We start from the raw sequence: 16,131 nt of genomic DNA, 5'->3' as shown, positions 1-16,131 counted from the left end.
TGGTATCGTTATCTAACCCTAGCAAATAAAACACCTGTATAACCATCATCCACTTTTTCAGAAACAATTTCAATATCTGAATGTTTTTTTACAAAATCTCTAATTAACATTTTTTGATTGGAAATGCTGTTACTTTCATTATCTTTTTCATTGGTGTAAGAAAGTCTTGTATAACTGATTGCTTTATATTTTGACATAAAAAAATCACTCCTTAAAAATTTACAGACTTCTCCCGTAAATTCAAGAGTGATACCATTTACCTTTATTCTATTTATACCTTTTTCCAATGTTAGTATATCACACTTTTTACAAGAAGTCTACTACAAAATGGATTACAATAATATTCCCTTTAAACAATCCTCCAATGACAAACCATTCTCTGAAAATTTGGATAGTACAACGTATTTCCCACATTTAAAACAATAAGGATTTTTGATTTGTCTAACATAATCTTTTATTCTTTCTTCTTTTGGTAAATCTGTATTGATGATAACATCTCTAATATCGACTAATTTATCTCTATCAATTACTTTTTGTTTATTTTTCATAATAAAATCGCTCCTCTATTATTTTTATCTTTCTTTAAAACAAAAGACAAAACACTTTTTTTAAAATGTTCTGTCTTTTATATTAAAATTTCTATCAGACTACAATAATGCAGTCTGACAGAAATATATTTTAATGTATTTTAAAAATCTTTTCTTTTGTACTGTATTCTAATATAACAGGATTATATTGCTGGCTCATTCCCCAGTACGGAATATACAAACTGCTTCTAAAAGCTGTCACAAATACCACCGATACGTATATAACGCAGTTGACAAATCTGCACACGATATTCGCAGTATCCCTCATTTAGTATGTAAGGTACATAACAGTGACTTTCTAAAATTTATGAAATCGCTCCAATACTTTTTTGTATCATCTTGGCAATTCTTCATAATATTTAGAAATCATTTGTATACTGATATAAATAGTTCCCTATTTTTTGTCAAGGTACAGTAAAAAGGTATCACTTGAAACCCTCTTACTATATAGGTAACTTCTCGCCTTTTTTTACCCCCATTTTAAAAAAATTTTTTTAACTTTTTTTCAACGCTTACAACGGAATTGATAACACGGCTAACTCCGCACTTTTCCATTTTTGCAATTTCCGTATAGCTATAACCACAAATACGGTTTAAGTAAAATCTCCTTTGTTGTGTTTTTGTGCAAGTGCTTACAATTTTTTGGATTTCCTTTAACTGTTCTCTATTGATGCAGTAGTCCTCCAAATTTTCAGCCACTCTTTTCTGATGTACTATGTAGTCGTTCAACTCTCTCGCATCAATATGTTTTCTTCTTTCGTATCTTTGATGTTCTTGTTCCTTGTTTTCTTCCTGTAGCACTTCATATACTTCTTCGGATACTTCAACAGTAATCATTTTTCCGTTGCCGTCTTTGATTTCAATTTTCATTCTCTTACCCTCCAAATTTTGAATTTTTTCTGAACTCAAATTTGGATAGGTGGAGAACGACACTTTTTTTCAGACAAAAAAAGGCACAAACAGAATATGATTTCTGCTTGTACCTTTACAACAAAAAGTATTTTAATCAATATTAGCAAGACCTCCATCCCTTTTGTGTGAAAATCACACAGCATTTGGAAGTGGTCTTTAATGATATTATGTAAATAAACTTGACCATTCATTCAACAAGAAAATATTTTTAACTACAAACAGTTATCATTTGAAAAAGAATGAATGGAATATGCTTGTACATTTTTAAGTTTTATCGTAAGTAATTTGTTTCAAGGAAAATAAATGATTTATGAAAGATAATTTTCCAATTTCGATGTTTCAATAAAATTCAGCATTTCCTGTATTGCTTCTGACTGCATACGTTTTAATGTTCGTTCTGAACGACCATTTAGCACTCCCCATTTCTGTTCAAATAATTCTATTGTTTCACTCCATATGCACTGATTGATAAGATGTATTTCTAATACAAATTTGTGTGGCTCTTTCAATAAATTCAAACATTGATTGATGATTTTTAATTGAAGTGCTGCTTTTTGGCACTCCAATTTTATCTCTAAATTGTCATAAAGAATTAAACATTCTTTCCATATTTCCACTTTTGCTGACAGTTGTTTATAAGATACTAACATTTCCTTAACATCTGTTTTTGTCATACAATTTCCTCCTTTGTTTTTTCATTTATCCCAATATTCTTTTATTATATAAACAAAAAAAAAATCAACATTTTACTACAAAATGGCACTAAAATGTCATTGTTTTGTCACTTAATAAAACATATAGTATGTGTTAAAATAGTAATTGATACTAATGGTAATATTCCTCCTAAGTAATTTCATTATCCCTCTAAAACAGGAGGGATAATTCATAAAGGTAAATTTATTGATACAATTCTATTTAGAAACGAAACAACAAAAGTATTTTGAAGAAATTGTAATAAAATTCAAACCATTACTTCATTGTTATTCTAAAAAATTGTATGATTTAGAGTATGAGGACAGTTTTCAAGAATTAACATTAACTTTATATGAAGCAATTCTTCATATAAAACAAATAAAAAATGAATATTCTTGTCTTTTGTATATCAAAAAATCTATTTTACATAAATTTTACAGCCTTTATGACAAAAGTAAAAAATTGAAGCATGAAAAATCAAAAATAGATAACATATATTTTTTTAATCCTTTGGAATCTCAAATAGAAAACTGCTTATTTCAAATAGATATAAAACAATATTTAAAAAATAAAAGGAGGCTAGAATATATTGTATTTTATAAGGCGATGCTTGGATATACAGATACAGAAATTGCAGTTGAATTAGGATATTCCAGACAGTATATTAATAAAATAAAAAGATGTATTTTTTACGATACAATACAAAATTTCTCTTAATTTTAATACTATTAGTTTTATATATAACACTTATATTCACTGTATTAAAAGTAATACTTTTAGTATACTTTTTATACAGAATATATTTCGTAATAGTATAAAATTAAATGGAGATAGTATTGAATGGATGAAAAAGCACTCGGAAAACAGATTAAAAAATATAGAAAAAAAACTGGATATACACAAGAAAAACTTGCAATACAAATAAACAAAAGCTCTATATTTATATCTTATATTGAACGTGGCATAAAATTTCCAAGTTTGAGTACATTAATAGATATAGCAAATGCACTTGATATTTCTCTTGACATGTTAGTTGGAAACAGTGTAAATAGCAATTTAACGGCAAATTTGTGCTATATCAATAATAAATTAATACAACTTTCTCCAAATAGACAACAAGTACTTTTCAGAATAATGGAATCTATGTTAGATATTGAACTAGACAACCAGAAAAATAGTAATATAATAGAATCATAACAGGTTACTTATTGGGGAAAAGATATGTTAATACTTATTTTTGATACAGAGCAGGAAAAATGCAAATTTGAATTGATTTACGAAAAATATAAAAAGTATGTAATGTATACCATAAAGCGTTTTATTTGTGATGATTTTTTAGCAGAAGACTTATTTCATGATGTTTTTATTGTGATTGCAAATCATTTAGACAATATTAATATGGAACAGGAAAAAGAAACCAAAAATTTTATCATCACAATTACAAGACACTATACTATCAATCATTTAAAAAAGCAGAATCATATCAAAGAAGTGTCTTTAGAAGAACAAGTTCAAGAAAAAGATATATTAGATGAAATTGTCGTAAAAGAAGCAATGGAAAAATTGAAACAGCAAATCCATATGTTAGATGAAAAATATAAGACTGTGTTAGAATTAAAATATATCATCGGTTTTACAGATAATGAAATTGCAGAACTGTTAGGTATTACAAAGAAAAATGTGCAAATCCGCTTATATCGTGCTAAGAATTTATTACGCTCAAAATTAGGAGAAAAAGATGTATAAAAAAGAATTACAGGACGAATTGTTTGAGTCTTTGCTCAAGGCTGCTGTCATCGAAAACGCATTAGAAGAAATGAACGAATGGATAGATGACGAAACAATAGTAAAAGAAATAGAAGTCCCTAAATCATATGATGATAGAGTTATAAAAACATATCACAAAATCATAAAAAAGCAAACAATAAAAAAGTGGACTAACTACTCTAAAAAAGTAGCAGTCATGTTTTTGATAATAGTTTCTGGAATTTTTGGTTTGCTTTTGCAATCTGATAAAGTGAGAGCAGCTTGTTATCAAGTAATAGTAGAATTTTGTGACAAATATGTTGGCTTTGATTTCAATTCTTTTTCAGAATCTCCTAAAAAAATTACAGTAGGTTATATACCAGAAGGTTATGTGGAAATAGAAAATAATACTGATGATTTTAGAACTTCTATCATATATCAAAATGAGCAAGGAAAAGAAATTAGGATACGATACCTTTTTCAATCTCCAAATATTCAAATTGATAAGGAACATTATGTTATTACTTCTTATAATAACAATACAGAATATTTCTTTTTATCTCAAGAAGAAAATTTTCCAAATATATTATTATGGTATGAAGATACAGGTTGTTATAGAATACAAGGATATTTAGAAAAAGATGAATTATATAGAATAAAAGAAAATATTAAATAAACTATTGTATTCATGTAAAACAATATCTATTTTTTAAAGTAAAGGAGAGATTTTGATGAATAGTATAAAGAGATTATTCATCTCTACAACTTTAGCAAGCATTTCAATATGTTCTTTGAGTGGAATACAGGTATTTGCACAAGATAATTTTTATGAAGCAACAATAACAGAACAATCTGTTATGCCACGTTACAAGTATATTACTTCTGCTGAACTTAGTCTTAATGTTAGTAGTTCTGGAGCTAAATATAGCATATATATACAAGGAGATAGCATTACCAAAATTTCTGGTACATTGACATTATATAAAAATGGTGAATATGTATCCTCAAAAAGAATTTCAGAAAATAGTAACAAGGTTGATACCTCTGGTACATTAACTGCTTCTGGCAGGGGAAGTTATGAGTTGATATTTAATGGAACTGTTAGCACAAGAAATGGTTCTGAGACAATTACAATATCTGAAACAGATTCTTATTAAGCAGAAATCATTGAGTGAGAAGGATGAGCCAATGAGAACAAGCCCAGTGTTTATACAGATTGCAAGCAATTTTGTTTAGTGATTGGCAACGAAATGGCAACATTTTCTGAATTACCCACATAATAATTTATTTCAAATTCATAAAAACCTTACTGATTTTCAAAAAGAATTGGAAGTCAGTAAGGTTTTTTTATTTTCTTACTCATTACTTTTGTTATCCAATTCTGTTGTAAAAATATCATTGATTGCCTGCGATGGAACTTTTGCCCAATGATTGGAGGTGTCAAATTTAGGGTAATTGTATCTCCATTGGTCGTACTGCTCTTTTGTAATTTCGCCTTGTTCTAATTTTTCAGATTGCTCTTGCCACGCTTGAAACATCTGTAATAGGGAAAGGTCAGATTTATCTAAGTGTAGGCAAATTTCATCGTTTATAGTAGTGATTTTTAAACCATATAAATCTTCTAAAGCAAAAAAAGTATGTAGAAGTCCTGTATAGTTGTCTATATTTGGAACAGTAAGAGCATTAGGACTAACATCAAATATATCAGCTATCTTTTTTACAAGCTCTTGTTTGGGTATTCGTGCTTCTGCTTCATACTGTGCCATACGAACATCAGAAGTTTTGCCAAGAAAGCCGAGCGTTCTGCCAAGTTGTTTTTGTGTTAATTCTTTTTTCTTACGGAAAAATTTGATACGTTTGCCGATTGCCATAATAAAAACCCTCCAAAATAAAATATACTATTTTTAGTATAGCACAAGAAAAATGAAATAGCAATAAAAATTAAATAAAAAAAGTTAATATATTTTCTCTAATCCATTGACTTAACTAAAAATATTTAGTAATATAAATAATATACTAAACTAAACTATTTTATTTAATAGATAAGGAGGAGAAAATATGGAAAATAGAAACTTTATGACGGTCGATGAAGTGGCAAAAGAATTAAAAGTATCGAAGTCCTATGCTTATAAAATTGTAAAGCAATTAGATGAAGAATTAAATAAACTAGGCTATTTAACATTTTCAGGTAGAGTAAACGCAAACTATTTTTATAAAAAAGTTTGTTATACAGAGCAGTAGTTAAATGTAAAGCGAAAGGAGTTGACAACATGGCTGTTTATAAAGATGGTGACAAATGGAGGGTAATTTATCGTTATACGAATTGGAAAGGAGAGAAGAAACAGACACAAAAACGAGGTTTTGCAACAAAAAAAGAAGCTCAAGCGTGGGAAAGAGAAATCATGTTAAAGCAGCAAACGAAGCTAGATATGACTTTTGCAAGTTTTTTTGAAATTTACGAACAGGACAAGAAAAAAAGGCTAAAAGAAAATACTTGGGAATACAAAAGTCATATCATTCGTACAAAAATATTACCTTATTTTGGTGATAGAAAAATTGCAGAGATTGAAGAGAAAGATGTGATTGCTTGGCAAAATAAGTTAATGAGGGAAGAAAAGTATTCTCCGACTTATTTGAAAACGATAAAAATGCCTCAGTTTCTTTGTGATGAGGTGTAAGAATACATTAGTATGCTGTATGAAATAAAAGAGAATGAAAGATTATTTCCAGTTACAAAATCATATTTACATCATGAAATGGACAGAGGTTCTCAAATCGCTAATGTAAAAAGGATACGAATACACGATTTGCGACATTCTGCAATTTCGCTTTTGATAGAAATGGGATTTTCAGCACTTGCCATAGCTGACAGAGTGGGACATGAAAGTATTGACATCACATATCGTTATGCACATCTGTTTCCCAATAAGCAAACAGAAATGGCAGAGAAATTAAATTTGGAAGGAGGAGAACGCTTTGAATAAAAATTTAGACAAACAAGGAAGATGGAGAAATAAAACGGTTTCATTCAGAATGTCGAATGAAGAAATAACATTATTGAATAACCTAGTTTCGCTATCTGGATTAACAAAACAAGATTACATTATCAAAAGATTACTTTGTAAAGATGTTATAGTAGTAGGCAATACAAGAGTATACAAGGCTCTAAAAAATCATATAGAGCAGCTTTGTATAGAATTAAAAAATTATCAACTATGCAAGAAATTGACGATGTAGCACTGTCGACAATTCAATTTATTAATCAAATTTTAAAGGATATGAAGGAGGAAAAACAATGAATAAAGAAAAAAAGATTGTCCCTATTTCATCTGTTGGCACAGATAAAGGACAATCAATGTACACTAACAAAAGTATATCAGAAAGCCAGAAAAAAAGCAATTTACAAGCCACAGAAAATTTAAAAAATTTTGAACAGGGGGTGTTGGAAACGATTACAATGGAAGAATTGTATGACACAGTTTATCCACTAAAGGCTGCTGTTGTTGATAAATTAATTTATAATGGTACATACCTTTTTGTAGGTGCTCCAAAAATCGGAAAGTCGTTTTTGATGGCACAACTAGGCTATCATGTCAGTATGGGTTTACCTTTGTGGAATTATCAAGTCAGTCAAGGAAGTGTTTTATACTTAGCATTGGAGGACGATTACAGCAGAATACAAAAAAGATTGTCAAGAATGTTTGGTATGGAAAGTACGCCTAATTTTCATTTTGCAACAAAATCAAAAGCATTAAATGAAGGATTAGAAGAACAGCTTACTCATTTTATCAATGAGCATCCAGATACAAAGTTAATTATGATTGATACTTTGCAAAAAGTAAGAGAAATCAATGGTGAAAGATATAACTACTCCAATGACTACGATATTGTAATGAAATTGAAACAGTTTAGCGAGAAACACAACATTTGTATGCTTATTGTTCATCATACCAGAAAATTGCAATCAGAGGATTGTTTTGATATGATTTCTGGCACGAATGGTTTGCTGGGTGCCGCCGATGGAGCCTTTATACTTCAGAAGACGAAACGCATTGATAACAAGGGTATACTTGATATTGTTGGACGTGACCAACAAGACCAAAAAATTTATTTGGAGTTTGATAGAGAAAAATGCCTGTGGAAATTTATTAAAATGGAAACAGAGTTGTGTAAAGAACCACTTGACCCAATTGTAAAAATGGTTGGCGAAATGGTAATAAAAAATAAATCAGATTGGATTGGAACTGCTTCAGAATTAGCTGCACTGCTACCAAAGGAAATATCACCAAACGCTTTGACAAGACGTTTAAATGTTAATGCAGAGCGATTGCTTGAGGAGTTTAACATTTATTACGAAACAAACCGAAATAGGACAGGCAGACAAATCAAGTTGACATTGATAAAAAAATAAAAAGTGTGACGATATTTTGTTTGAATATCGTCACATAAAAAGAAAAATATCAAATAGCTAAAAACATTAAATTTACAAGGTTTTTAAGACATAAAAGTGGTAAAAAAATGATAAATGTGACGATGTGACGGTATTTTAGACAGCAGGGAAAATATAAAAAATATCGTCAATATCGTCACAGATACAAAAAATATAAAATAAGGCAGCAAGAAAACCTTGATTTTACAGCATTTTTTGAATGTGGAGTTTGAAAAAAAGCGTGACGATATTTTAAAATTTAACAAATAAAATATCGTCACAAAATTAAAAAATAGAGGTGTAAAATATGAAGCAAGTACAAATTAGTGAGGATTTATTTCTATTACTGATTAAATACCATATTTTGAAATGTCATAATGATGAGGAAAAAATTATAAAATGCTAAAGGAAAAATATGACAGCATAGTCAAGCGAAATTTGTATACAAGATATAAGACTGCTCCAACAGAAGAAGAAAAGGAAAAAGCTAGACAAGAGTATTTAGATAGAAAAGGAATGCACTCCAGTTTTCGATGGTAGGGTTTTTCTTTGTTTACTATTAACAGAAACGTGACACGTTTCTGTTTTTTAGTTGACAAGAGGAATTGCCTTTTTAAACACAAAAAGTAGTGATTTGAAACAGATGTATATTACTGGTGTCCAAAAATGTTGTATGTACAACGTTTTTAGAAATAAGTATAAATAGAAGTATATAAAGTCAATACAATAAAAACAGGCTTCAGAAGTGTTGTATCTACAACGCTTTGAAAACAAATATAAGGTATTCATATTATTTTATAAATTATAGAGGGGTATATATAATGTATGTATATATTATATATATATAGGGGATAGTATTGTTTTATCAATAATTTTCTTTCTTGATGGCGAAAAAAGAAACAGAAATTTTTTCTTTTTAGCTATTGAGAAAGATTTTTTTTGCAAAATTTATATGAAAATAGTTTTATTTTTTAATAGCAATTCTTATTGATAATACATAAAAAAGAAACAAAGAAATTTTCTATTTTAAGCTACTAAGAGGAAATTTTTTTTGTAAAACTTTTAAGAAAGTAAGGAATTTTTATGCAATAAAATTTTATTGAAAATGGTTTTATTTTCAATAGTAAATATTATATATAGTACAATAAAAATGATATTCCAAAAAAAGGGAAAGCCACGCCGTAGGCGTTTTGCAAATTTTTAAAAAATTTGCATTTGGGGTTTGGGGGTGCTGAATGTCCACTGGACATTCGTTTAGCACCGACCGGAACAAAGCGTAGACACGCCCCAACAAGCGTGGAAAGGGATATCCCTTTCCCCTGCTTGTAATTGTTGTAGAACTATGTTTGTATACACTGTTTATGTTTTCTAAATTATTTTAAATTTATTTATTAGTTTTTAAAGAATTTTTTGAATTTAAAATACTTTCAGTTATCTTTTTTATTCTTCTGATTAATAAGAAAAAATGATATACTAGATTCAATAAAAAAATTTTTTATAGCGATATATGAAAAGGATTGGTTAATATGAAAATATCTTTAAGGGAAGCAATCAGTTTTGGGGGATTATTTCATGCAGAAATTTTAGCAGGAGAAAATAAATTAGATACTATTTTTATTGAAAGTGTTACAACAATTGAAGTAACAGACCATTTAATTGGAGAATGGGTAAAAGAAAATCAATTATGTATTACGACAATGTATGCCATTCGAGATAATTTACAACAGCAGTTAAATTTAGTAAAAATATTACAAGAGAAAAAATGTGCAGCACTGGTAGTATGTCATGTAGGCATTTGGATAGAGTATTTGGATACTTCTTTTATTTCTTTATGTAAAACAGAAGGTCTGCCTTTAATAAAACCAGATATGCATGTTTCTTACTTAGATATATTAAATCCTCTTATTTATCGTCTTATGAGTAATGATAAGAAAAAAAATCTTTCTTATCATGAATTAAATAAAGAAATATTAGATATGATTATACAAGGGGAATCATTATCAAATATTATAAAAAAAGCAACAAAATATTACAAAAATCAAGTAACATTTTTGGATTCTTATTGTCATTGTATTTATTCTAGCAAAACATGGAAACAAGTGGAAGAAGAAAAAATATATATCCGCAAAAATTTTAATATTGTTTTTTCTCATTTACTCCGAAATAGTTTTTTAGACACAATAGAATTGCTGCCTGATAAATTGATTTATTTAGTACAAACAAAAAATAATGTATTAGGTTTTTTGATATTGGATACTCCCAAAGAATTAGAAAGAACAAAAAATAAAATATTGCAAATTGCAGAAACACTAAATACAATTTGTGCACTTGTAATAGGAAAACAAACACATACTATGCAGATGAAAGAATATTATATTCATGAATATGTTACAGATTTATTGGTATGGAATTTTAGAACAGAAAATGAAGCTATTACAAGAGGAATAGAAGCAGGAATTCAATTAAAAAATAAAAATATTTTTATACTAGTCAATCTAAACTCCTTCCGTAATTTGAATAATATTGATAAAGAAAGTCTTTATATAGAGCAAATTAGAGTTGAGATACTACCTAAAATCAATCAAAAAATCATGAAAATCGATTCAGAAGCTTTTTTACATTTATATAGTGACCAAATATTTATATTATTAGATTTAAAAAAACAAAAAGAAATATTAACTCAACGAATGGACGAGATTATTTATATATTTGATAAAAATAAAATTTCGGTATCTGTAGGAATTAGTGAAGAATTTGCATCTATTAAAAACATTCCAACAGCATACAAAGAAGCAACACAAGCATATAATTTAGGGCGACAATATTTCGGTGAAAAAAAAGCAATTCATTATTCAGATATTTATTTTTTTCAAGAGATTATGCAGTTGAAACAAAAAGAAGAAACAATTTTATTTAGCAATAAAGTATTACAAAAATTGATTGATTATGATAAGCAGCATCACACAGAGCTTTTGCATACACTTGCTATGCTGCTAAAATACAATGGCAACATAACAAGTATAGCAGAACTCATGCATTTGCATAGAAATACATTGTTATATCGAAAAAATAAAATATTAGAAATATTAGGATATTCTCCATTTGAAATGCCATACTATTTTAGTATTATAATTGCTTTGCAAATCAATGAAATGTTTTAAAAAAAAGTCCTATTGTGTAAATGCACAATAAGGGGACTTTTTTTTGTTTCACTAAACAGTGACAAAATAGCTGTATAAATGCTAAAATAAATGCAACTTAAGGTAAATCAATGTGCACAATAAAATACCAAAAGGAAATATAACTTCAAAATATACTTTCAAAGGAGGAAGAAATATGTCAAAAACAATTTTGAAAAGTGAACAAGAAATTCGTGATTTTATCAGAGGTTGTACTCTTTTGGGTACTGGTGGCGGCGGTTTAGAAGAAAATGGTGTACAGTCTTTATTGAGCGAATTTGCATCTGGTAAAGAAATTGGATGGATTGATGTAGAAGATATTCCAGATGATGCAATTACAGCGTGTCCTTTTTTAATGGGTTCTATCGCACCTCACACACCAGAATTGATTGAAGAAATGAAAAGTTATAATATGACAGAAGAAACATCACTTTATACAGAAAAAGAGAGAATTGCAAATTCTATTAAAGAATTAGAAGAATATACAGGTAAAAAAATTTCTGCTGTTGTTCCATTGGAGTTAGGTGGTGCTAGCACACCAGGTTGTATTGGCGCTGGTTTGGCTACAGGAATTCCTGCTGTTGACGGAGACTATACAGGCAGAGCAATTCCTGAAATTCCTCAAACAACACCCTATTTGCACGATAAAAAACTTTGGCCTTTGGCAGTAGTAGACGAATTTGGCAATACAAGTATTATTAAAAATGCTATAAATTATAGAGTTGTAGAACGCATAGGCAAAAAATTAAGTGAACCTGCTTTTGGTTTAACAGGAGATACTGGTTTTTTGATGACAGGTGCAGAGATGAAACAAGTTATATTGAAAGGGACACTTTCAAAATGCTTAAAAGTAGGTAAAATGATTAGAGAAGCAAACGAAAACAAAACAGACCCTATTCAGGCAATTGTAGACACTTTAAATGGCTATTTGCTGCTTCAAGGCACTCTTACGAAAAAAGAAACAGAGGATAAAGAAGGTTATTATTGGGGATACCATACTATAACTGGAAATGGAGAATGGGAAGGTCATACTATAAAAATATGGTTTAAAAATGAAAATCATATTTGTTGGAAAGATGATAAAGCAATTGTTACCAGTCCAGATTCCATTATTGTAGTGCAAAAAGACACAGGTATGCCTTGCACAAACCCAAAATTGAAAGAAGGTATGGAAGTAGCAGTAATTGGTATTCCAGCGGTAGAAGAATTTAGAAGTGTAAAAGGACTAGGGATATTGAGTGCAAAATATTTTGGATTTGATATTGAGTATGTTCCTATTGAAGAAGCAATGAAATAGAAAAAGAAATTAGGGAAATGGTCTATATAATAGCTCATTTCCCTATATTATAACATTTGTAAACACTTCTTTAAGGAGGGGTAAAATATGGAAAAAGATAAAATAACAATATCTGTTGAAGAATTTGGTAAAATGAACGACTATGCAACGACAAGAGTACCAATAGATGCAAAAATGTCCACCTATTCTATTACTATGGTAATTATTGGTCTTATTATTGCTTTGTCAGCACTTTATACAGGAGCAGCATTTGCACAAGGACTATCTTTAAAAGAAATGCTGATTGCTGATTTTTGTGGAAATCTTATATTATGTTTTTATGCTGGATTTATGGGGGTGATTGGTGCAAGAGAAGGAATGAGTGTTACAATGATTGCAAGACATTCTTTCGGCAGAGTTGGTTCTGGTTTAATTTCAGTAATTGTTGCAGTTTCATTAGGCGGTTGGTATGCTTATCAGTGTGGATTTTTTGGAAATACGATTTATGCTATGTTTCCTAAAGCTGGAATTATTACACAACCTGTTGTTGCTGGAGTTTGGGGCGGTATTATGATGATGCTGACAGCATATGTTGGCTCAAAAGGTTTGGAAAAATTAAGTTCTTTTGCAGCACCTTTAATTTTTGTTATGTCACTTATAGGAATGTATATTGCTATTCGTAATGTGGGCAGTTGGGGAGAAGTCGCACAAATTAGCGAAGAACTAAAACAAAATGCAAACAGCACTATAACAATCAGTACAGCAATCGTATCTGTTGTAGGGGCATTTGCTACAGGAGGTATTATACAGCCTGACGTGACAAGATTTAGTAAAACAGCAAAACAGTCACTTGTAGCAGCAGTTACAGGATTTCTTGTAGTACAGTTTGCAGTTATTTTAGCAGGTTATGTTATTTGTGTTAGTTGTGCAAATTCTGATATTGCCGCAGCTATGCTTCAAATTTTAGGGATATGGTCGCTTTTAATATTGATTTTTGCACAATGGACTACAAACGATAACAATTTATATTCTTCTTCTCTTGCTGTTTGTGCACTATTTCCAAATTTAAAGAAAAAGAAAGTTGTAATTATAATTGGTTTGATTGCAATAGCAGTTGGAGCGACTGGTATCGTCAATCATTTTGTAGTATTTTTAAATATTTTAGGTATCCTTGTACCTCCTGTAGGTGGCATTATTATTGCTGATTATTTTATATGTAAAAAAATGTATTATCATTTTGGGCAGGGCACAAAATATGGTTTTCTGTCTGTCACAGCAGTAGTTGCATGGCTAATTTCCTGTATTGTAGGATATTTTGTTTCTTTTGGTATAGCTTGTATCAATTCTATGGTAGTCGCATTTGTAATTTATCTCATATTGGAAACACTGTTTAAAAAATCACCAAACAAAAAATATATTGGCGGATTTTATGAAGAAGATGATTATGGTATGACAATGAAATGTCAATAAATGTATAATACGAAAGGAGCAGTTAAAATATGAATGATATTCATTCAGATTTTTGGAGAGACATTATTGAAAATCATCCATTAGAATATTTTAAAAAAATAGTACAAATTCCCCATCGTAGTACAGATGAAACGAATATTTGTCAGTCATTAATTTATTTTGCACAACAACATTGTTTACATTGGGAAAAAGATGAAGCTGGTAATTTGCTGATACAAAAAGAAGGAACAACAACACAAAAACAATTTCCTGTGATATTACAAGCACATATGGATATGGTTTTTGAAACAGAAGATATTGTGCAATATCCCTATGAAAAAGCAATTCATATGATACAGCAGGGAGATATTGTAAAAGCAAAGGGAACTTCACTAGGAGCAGATAATGGCTTGGGAATAGCAATTATATTGGCAATATTAGCTTCTAAAAATTTGCAGCATCCGTCTATAGAAGCATTATTTACTGTTGAAGAAGAAGATGGACTTATTGGAGCATCAAAAATTCAAAAAAACTGGCTGAGAGGAAAATATTTAATCAATTTAGATGGAGAAGAAGAAAATGTTGTAGTAGCAGGCTGTGCAGGTGCATTTCGTTCTGAAATTCAATTACCCATTGTTTTGGAAAAAATAGAACAACACCGATATTTTATGCTACAAATTTGTGGGATTTATGGAGGACACTCTGGTTTAGATATTCACAAAAATAGAAAAAATGCTATTGTGCTTCTTCAAAGATTACTTATAGATATTTATAAAGAAATTACTATTCGTATTTGTAAATTAGATGGTGGAAGCAGAATGAATGCAATCCCAACAAAAGCAGAAGCTGTAATAGCAGTTCCTGAAAGTTTGGTATCTTTATTAGGAAGAAAAATATTAGAATTAGAGAAAGAAATAAAAGTAGATTTAATCAAAGAAGATATGAATTTCAAATTTTCATTTTCTGAAGTATTAGAACAAAAATGCTGTAATGCAGAAACCACAAAAAATATATTTCAAATTTTTTCTGAAATTCCTAATGGTATTTTAGAACGATATGACAATAAAATAAATTCTGTAAAAACTTCGTCTAATGTTGGTATAGTAGAAACAAAAGATAATATGATGATTTGGATTAGTAATACAAGAAGTAGTAGCAAAAATAGTTTAGACAAAATAATGCAGCAAAAGCAAACATTAGCAAATAAAAGCAATGCAAATGTTATATTTGATTCTTATTATCCAGCTTGGGAATATCAAAAACATTCTTCATTAAGAGAATTATATATAAAAATTTATGAAAAATTATATAGTAATAAATTACATATCAATGTAATTCATGCTGGTTTAGAGTGTGGTATACTTTTAGAAAAATTTTCTGATATAGATGCGATTTCTGTTGGGTCTAATATATGGGATGTACATTCTGTTTCTGAGCATTTCTCTAAAGCGTCGTTTGAAAGAATTTGGAATGTAATACAAAAAGTTTTGTTAAAATTGTGTGAAAAAGAATGATAGAGAGGCATAAAGGTTACTGAAAGTAGTTATTATAATAAATTTCAATAACTTTTTTCATATGAAAACAGATATAGCATTTATCATTAAAAAATCGTAGAGTAATTAAGAAAAAAATTATGTTATAGTTATAATATAAAAAAATATATATTTTACTGTCAAAAAGGAGGTTATTTATATGACATCATTTAGTTCATCATTAGGTTCTGCTTTTAATAGAACAAAGTGACATGATACTGCCCATATTTGCATATTTTCAGGAATGTTTTCTATGTGTACAGTAAATTACTTGTGAAATTGGTCTTTTGGCAATAAGGGGGACAGATGCTGGTTATTCTATTACAAC

General features: G+C 29.2%; 17 protein-coding genes and 2 pseudogenes. 14 read left to right on the top strand and 5 right to left on the bottom strand.

The window, feature by feature from the left end; all coding sequences use genetic code 11:
- Window positions 1-8 precede the first annotated feature (8 nt).
- The 4 genes from C820_RS13115 to C820_RS13100 form a co-directional block, all read right to left on the bottom strand.
- Entirely contained in the window at window positions 9-197 is a 189-nt protein-coding gene (locus tag C820_RS13115) for a recombinase family protein (protein ID WP_004036934.1), read from the bottom strand.
- A 135-nt stretch (window positions 198-332) separates the two neighbouring features.
- On the bottom strand, window positions 333-548 hold the full coding sequence (locus C820_RS13110; RefSeq protein ID WP_004036935.1) for a DUF6870 family protein: 216 nt from the start codon (window positions 546-548) through the stop codon (window positions 333-335).
- 519 nt (window positions 549-1,067) lie between these two features.
- Window positions 1,068-1,457, bottom strand: a complete 390-nt coding sequence (locus C820_RS13105) for an RNA polymerase sigma factor (protein ID WP_004036936.1) — start codon at window positions 1,455-1,457, stop codon at window positions 1,068-1,070.
- A 350-nt stretch (window positions 1,458-1,807) separates the two neighbouring features.
- Window positions 1,808-2,173 (bottom strand): hypothetical protein, encoded by a 366-nt coding sequence (locus C820_RS13100; protein ID WP_004036937.1) that lies wholly within the window; start codon window positions 2,171-2,173, stop codon window positions 1,808-1,810.
- A gap of 226 nt (window positions 2,174-2,399) precedes the next feature.
- On the opposite strand from C820_RS13100, the gene C820_RS13095 reads away from it, so the two are divergent.
- From C820_RS13095 to C820_RS13075, 5 genes are all read left to right on the top strand, one after another.
- The gene (locus C820_RS13095) at window positions 2,400-2,909 is read left to right on the top strand and encodes a sigma-70 RNA polymerase sigma factor region 4 domain-containing protein (protein ID WP_004036938.1); all 510 of its coding nucleotides are present in this window, start codon (window positions 2,400-2,402) and stop codon (window positions 2,907-2,909) included.
- A 123-nt stretch (window positions 2,910-3,032) separates the two neighbouring features.
- Window positions 3,033-3,389: a helix-turn-helix domain-containing protein gene (locus C820_RS13090; protein WP_004036939.1), complete on the top strand. Its 357-nt coding sequence runs from the start codon at window positions 3,033-3,035 to the stop codon at window positions 3,387-3,389.
- A 24-nt stretch (window positions 3,390-3,413) separates the two neighbouring features.
- Window positions 3,414-3,938, top strand: a complete 525-nt coding sequence (locus C820_RS13085) for an RNA polymerase sigma factor (protein WP_004036940.1) — start codon at window positions 3,414-3,416, stop codon at window positions 3,936-3,938.
- Window positions 3,931-4,614 (top strand): DUF4367 domain-containing protein, encoded by a 684-nt coding sequence (locus C820_RS13080; RefSeq protein ID WP_004036941.1) that lies wholly within the window; start codon window positions 3,931-3,933, stop codon window positions 4,612-4,614. Before C820_RS13085 ends, C820_RS13080 begins: the two co-directional genes overlap by 8 nt.
- A 55-nt stretch (window positions 4,615-4,669) precedes the next feature.
- A complete protein-coding gene (locus C820_RS13075) occupies window positions 4,670-5,095 on the top strand; it encodes a hypothetical protein (RefSeq protein ID WP_004036942.1) in 426 nt (141 codons plus the stop codon).
- A gap of 198 nt (window positions 5,096-5,293) precedes the next feature.
- Here C820_RS13075 and C820_RS13070 read toward each other — a convergent pair whose 3' ends face one another.
- Window positions 5,294-5,809, bottom strand: a complete 516-nt coding sequence (locus tag C820_RS13070) for a helix-turn-helix domain-containing protein (protein WP_004036943.1) — start codon at window positions 5,807-5,809, stop codon at window positions 5,294-5,296.
- Between the two features lie 187 nt (window positions 5,810-5,996).
- Here C820_RS13070 and C820_RS13065 point away from each other — a divergent pair, with 187 nt between their 5' ends.
- The 9 genes and pseudogenes from C820_RS13065 to pepD all read left to right on the top strand — a co-directional run bounded on the left by C820_RS13065 (window position 5,997) and on the right by pepD (window position 15,785).
- Window positions 5,997-6,179, top strand: coding sequence for a MerR family transcriptional regulator (locus C820_RS13065; protein WP_004036944.1), 183 nt, complete (start codon window positions 5,997-5,999; stop codon window positions 6,177-6,179).
- A 29-nt stretch (window positions 6,180-6,208) separates the two neighbouring features.
- Window positions 6,209-6,922: pseudogene (locus tag C820_RS13060) on the top strand (tyrosine-type recombinase/integrase).
- On the top strand, window positions 6,915-7,175 hold the full coding sequence (locus tag C820_RS13055; protein WP_004036947.1) for a plasmid mobilization protein: 261 nt from the start codon (window positions 6,915-6,917) through the stop codon (window positions 7,173-7,175). Before C820_RS13060 ends, C820_RS13055 begins: the two are co-directional and overlap by 8 nt.
- Before the next feature lie 58 nt (window positions 7,176-7,233).
- Window positions 7,234-8,349: an AAA family ATPase gene (locus C820_RS13050; protein WP_004036948.1), complete on the top strand. Its 1,116-nt coding sequence runs from the start codon at window positions 7,234-7,236 to the stop codon at window positions 8,347-8,349.
- A 325-nt stretch (window positions 8,350-8,674) separates the two neighbouring features.
- Window positions 8,675-8,907: pseudogene (locus C820_RS13045) on the top strand (hypothetical protein).
- A 986-nt stretch (window positions 8,908-9,893) separates the two neighbouring features.
- Window positions 9,894-11,528 (top strand): PucR family transcriptional regulator, encoded by a 1,635-nt coding sequence (locus C820_RS13040; RefSeq protein WP_004036950.1) that lies wholly within the window; start codon window positions 9,894-9,896, stop codon window positions 11,526-11,528.
- 175 nt (window positions 11,529-11,703) lie between these two features.
- Window positions 11,704-12,843, top strand: coding sequence for an S-methyl thiohydantoin desulfurase family protein (locus C820_RS13035; protein WP_004036951.1), 1,140 nt, complete (start codon window positions 11,704-11,706; stop codon window positions 12,841-12,843).
- An 87-nt stretch (window positions 12,844-12,930) separates the two neighbouring features.
- The gene (locus tag C820_RS13030) at window positions 12,931-14,292 is read left to right on the top strand and encodes a purine-cytosine permease family protein (RefSeq protein WP_004036952.1); all 1,362 of its coding nucleotides are present in this window, start codon (window positions 12,931-12,933) and stop codon (window positions 14,290-14,292) included.
- Window positions 14,293-14,321: 29 nt separating this feature from the next.
- A complete protein-coding gene (gene pepD, locus C820_RS13025) occupies window positions 14,322-15,785 on the top strand; it encodes a beta-Ala-His dipeptidase (protein WP_004036953.1) in 1,464 nt (487 codons plus the stop codon).
- Window positions 15,786-16,131: the final 346 nt, after the last annotated feature.

Origin of the sequence: Clostridium sp. MD294, assembly GCF_000364165.2 — a bacterium.
In the GTDB taxonomy this organism is placed as follows: domain Bacteria; phylum Bacillota; class Clostridia; order Lachnospirales; family Anaerotignaceae; genus Coprocola.
Note: the sequence above shows the minus strand (reverse complement) of the source record. Positions and strands in the feature narration are given on the sequence as shown.

Coding starts and splice junctions, on each gene's coding strand:
- C820_RS13115 (WP_004036934.1), bottom strand. CDS start 197: ATGTCAAAATATAAAGCAATCAGTTATACAAGACTTTCTTACACCAAT.
- C820_RS13110 (WP_004036935.1), bottom strand. CDS start 548: ATGAAAAATAAACAAAAAGTAATTGATAGAGATAAATTAGTCGATATT.
- C820_RS13105 (WP_004036936.1), bottom strand. CDS start 1,457: ATGAAAATTGAAATCAAAGACGGCAACGGAAAAATGATTACTGTTGAA.
- C820_RS13100 (WP_004036937.1), bottom strand. CDS start 2,173: ATGACAAAAACAGATGTTAAGGAAATGTTAGTATCTTATAAACAACTG.
- C820_RS13090 (WP_004036939.1), top strand. CDS start 3,033: ATGGATGAAAAAGCACTCGGAAAACAGATTAAAAAATATAGAAAAAAA.
- C820_RS13085 (WP_004036940.1), top strand. CDS start 3,414: ATGTTAATACTTATTTTTGATACAGAGCAGGAAAAATGCAAATTTGAA.
- C820_RS13080 (WP_004036941.1), top strand. CDS start 3,931: ATGTATAAAAAAGAATTACAGGACGAATTGTTTGAGTCTTTGCTCAAG.
- C820_RS13075 (WP_004036942.1), top strand. CDS start 4,670: ATGAATAGTATAAAGAGATTATTCATCTCTACAACTTTAGCAAGCATT.
- C820_RS13070 (WP_004036943.1), bottom strand. CDS start 5,809: ATGGCAATCGGCAAACGTATCAAATTTTTCCGTAAGAAAAAAGAATTA.
- C820_RS13065 (WP_004036944.1), top strand. CDS start 5,997: ATGGAAAATAGAAACTTTATGACGGTCGATGAAGTGGCAAAAGAATTA.
- C820_RS13050 (WP_004036948.1), top strand. CDS start 7,234: ATGAATAAAGAAAAAAAGATTGTCCCTATTTCATCTGTTGGCACAGAT.
- C820_RS13040 (WP_004036950.1), top strand. CDS start 9,894: ATGAAAATATCTTTAAGGGAAGCAATCAGTTTTGGGGGATTATTTCAT.
- C820_RS13035 (WP_004036951.1), top strand. CDS start 11,704: ATGTCAAAAACAATTTTGAAAAGTGAACAAGAAATTCGTGATTTTATC.
- C820_RS13030 (WP_004036952.1), top strand. CDS start 12,931: ATGGAAAAAGATAAAATAACAATATCTGTTGAAGAATTTGGTAAAATG.
- pepD (WP_004036953.1), top strand. CDS start 14,322: ATGAATGATATTCATTCAGATTTTTGGAGAGACATTATTGAAAATCAT.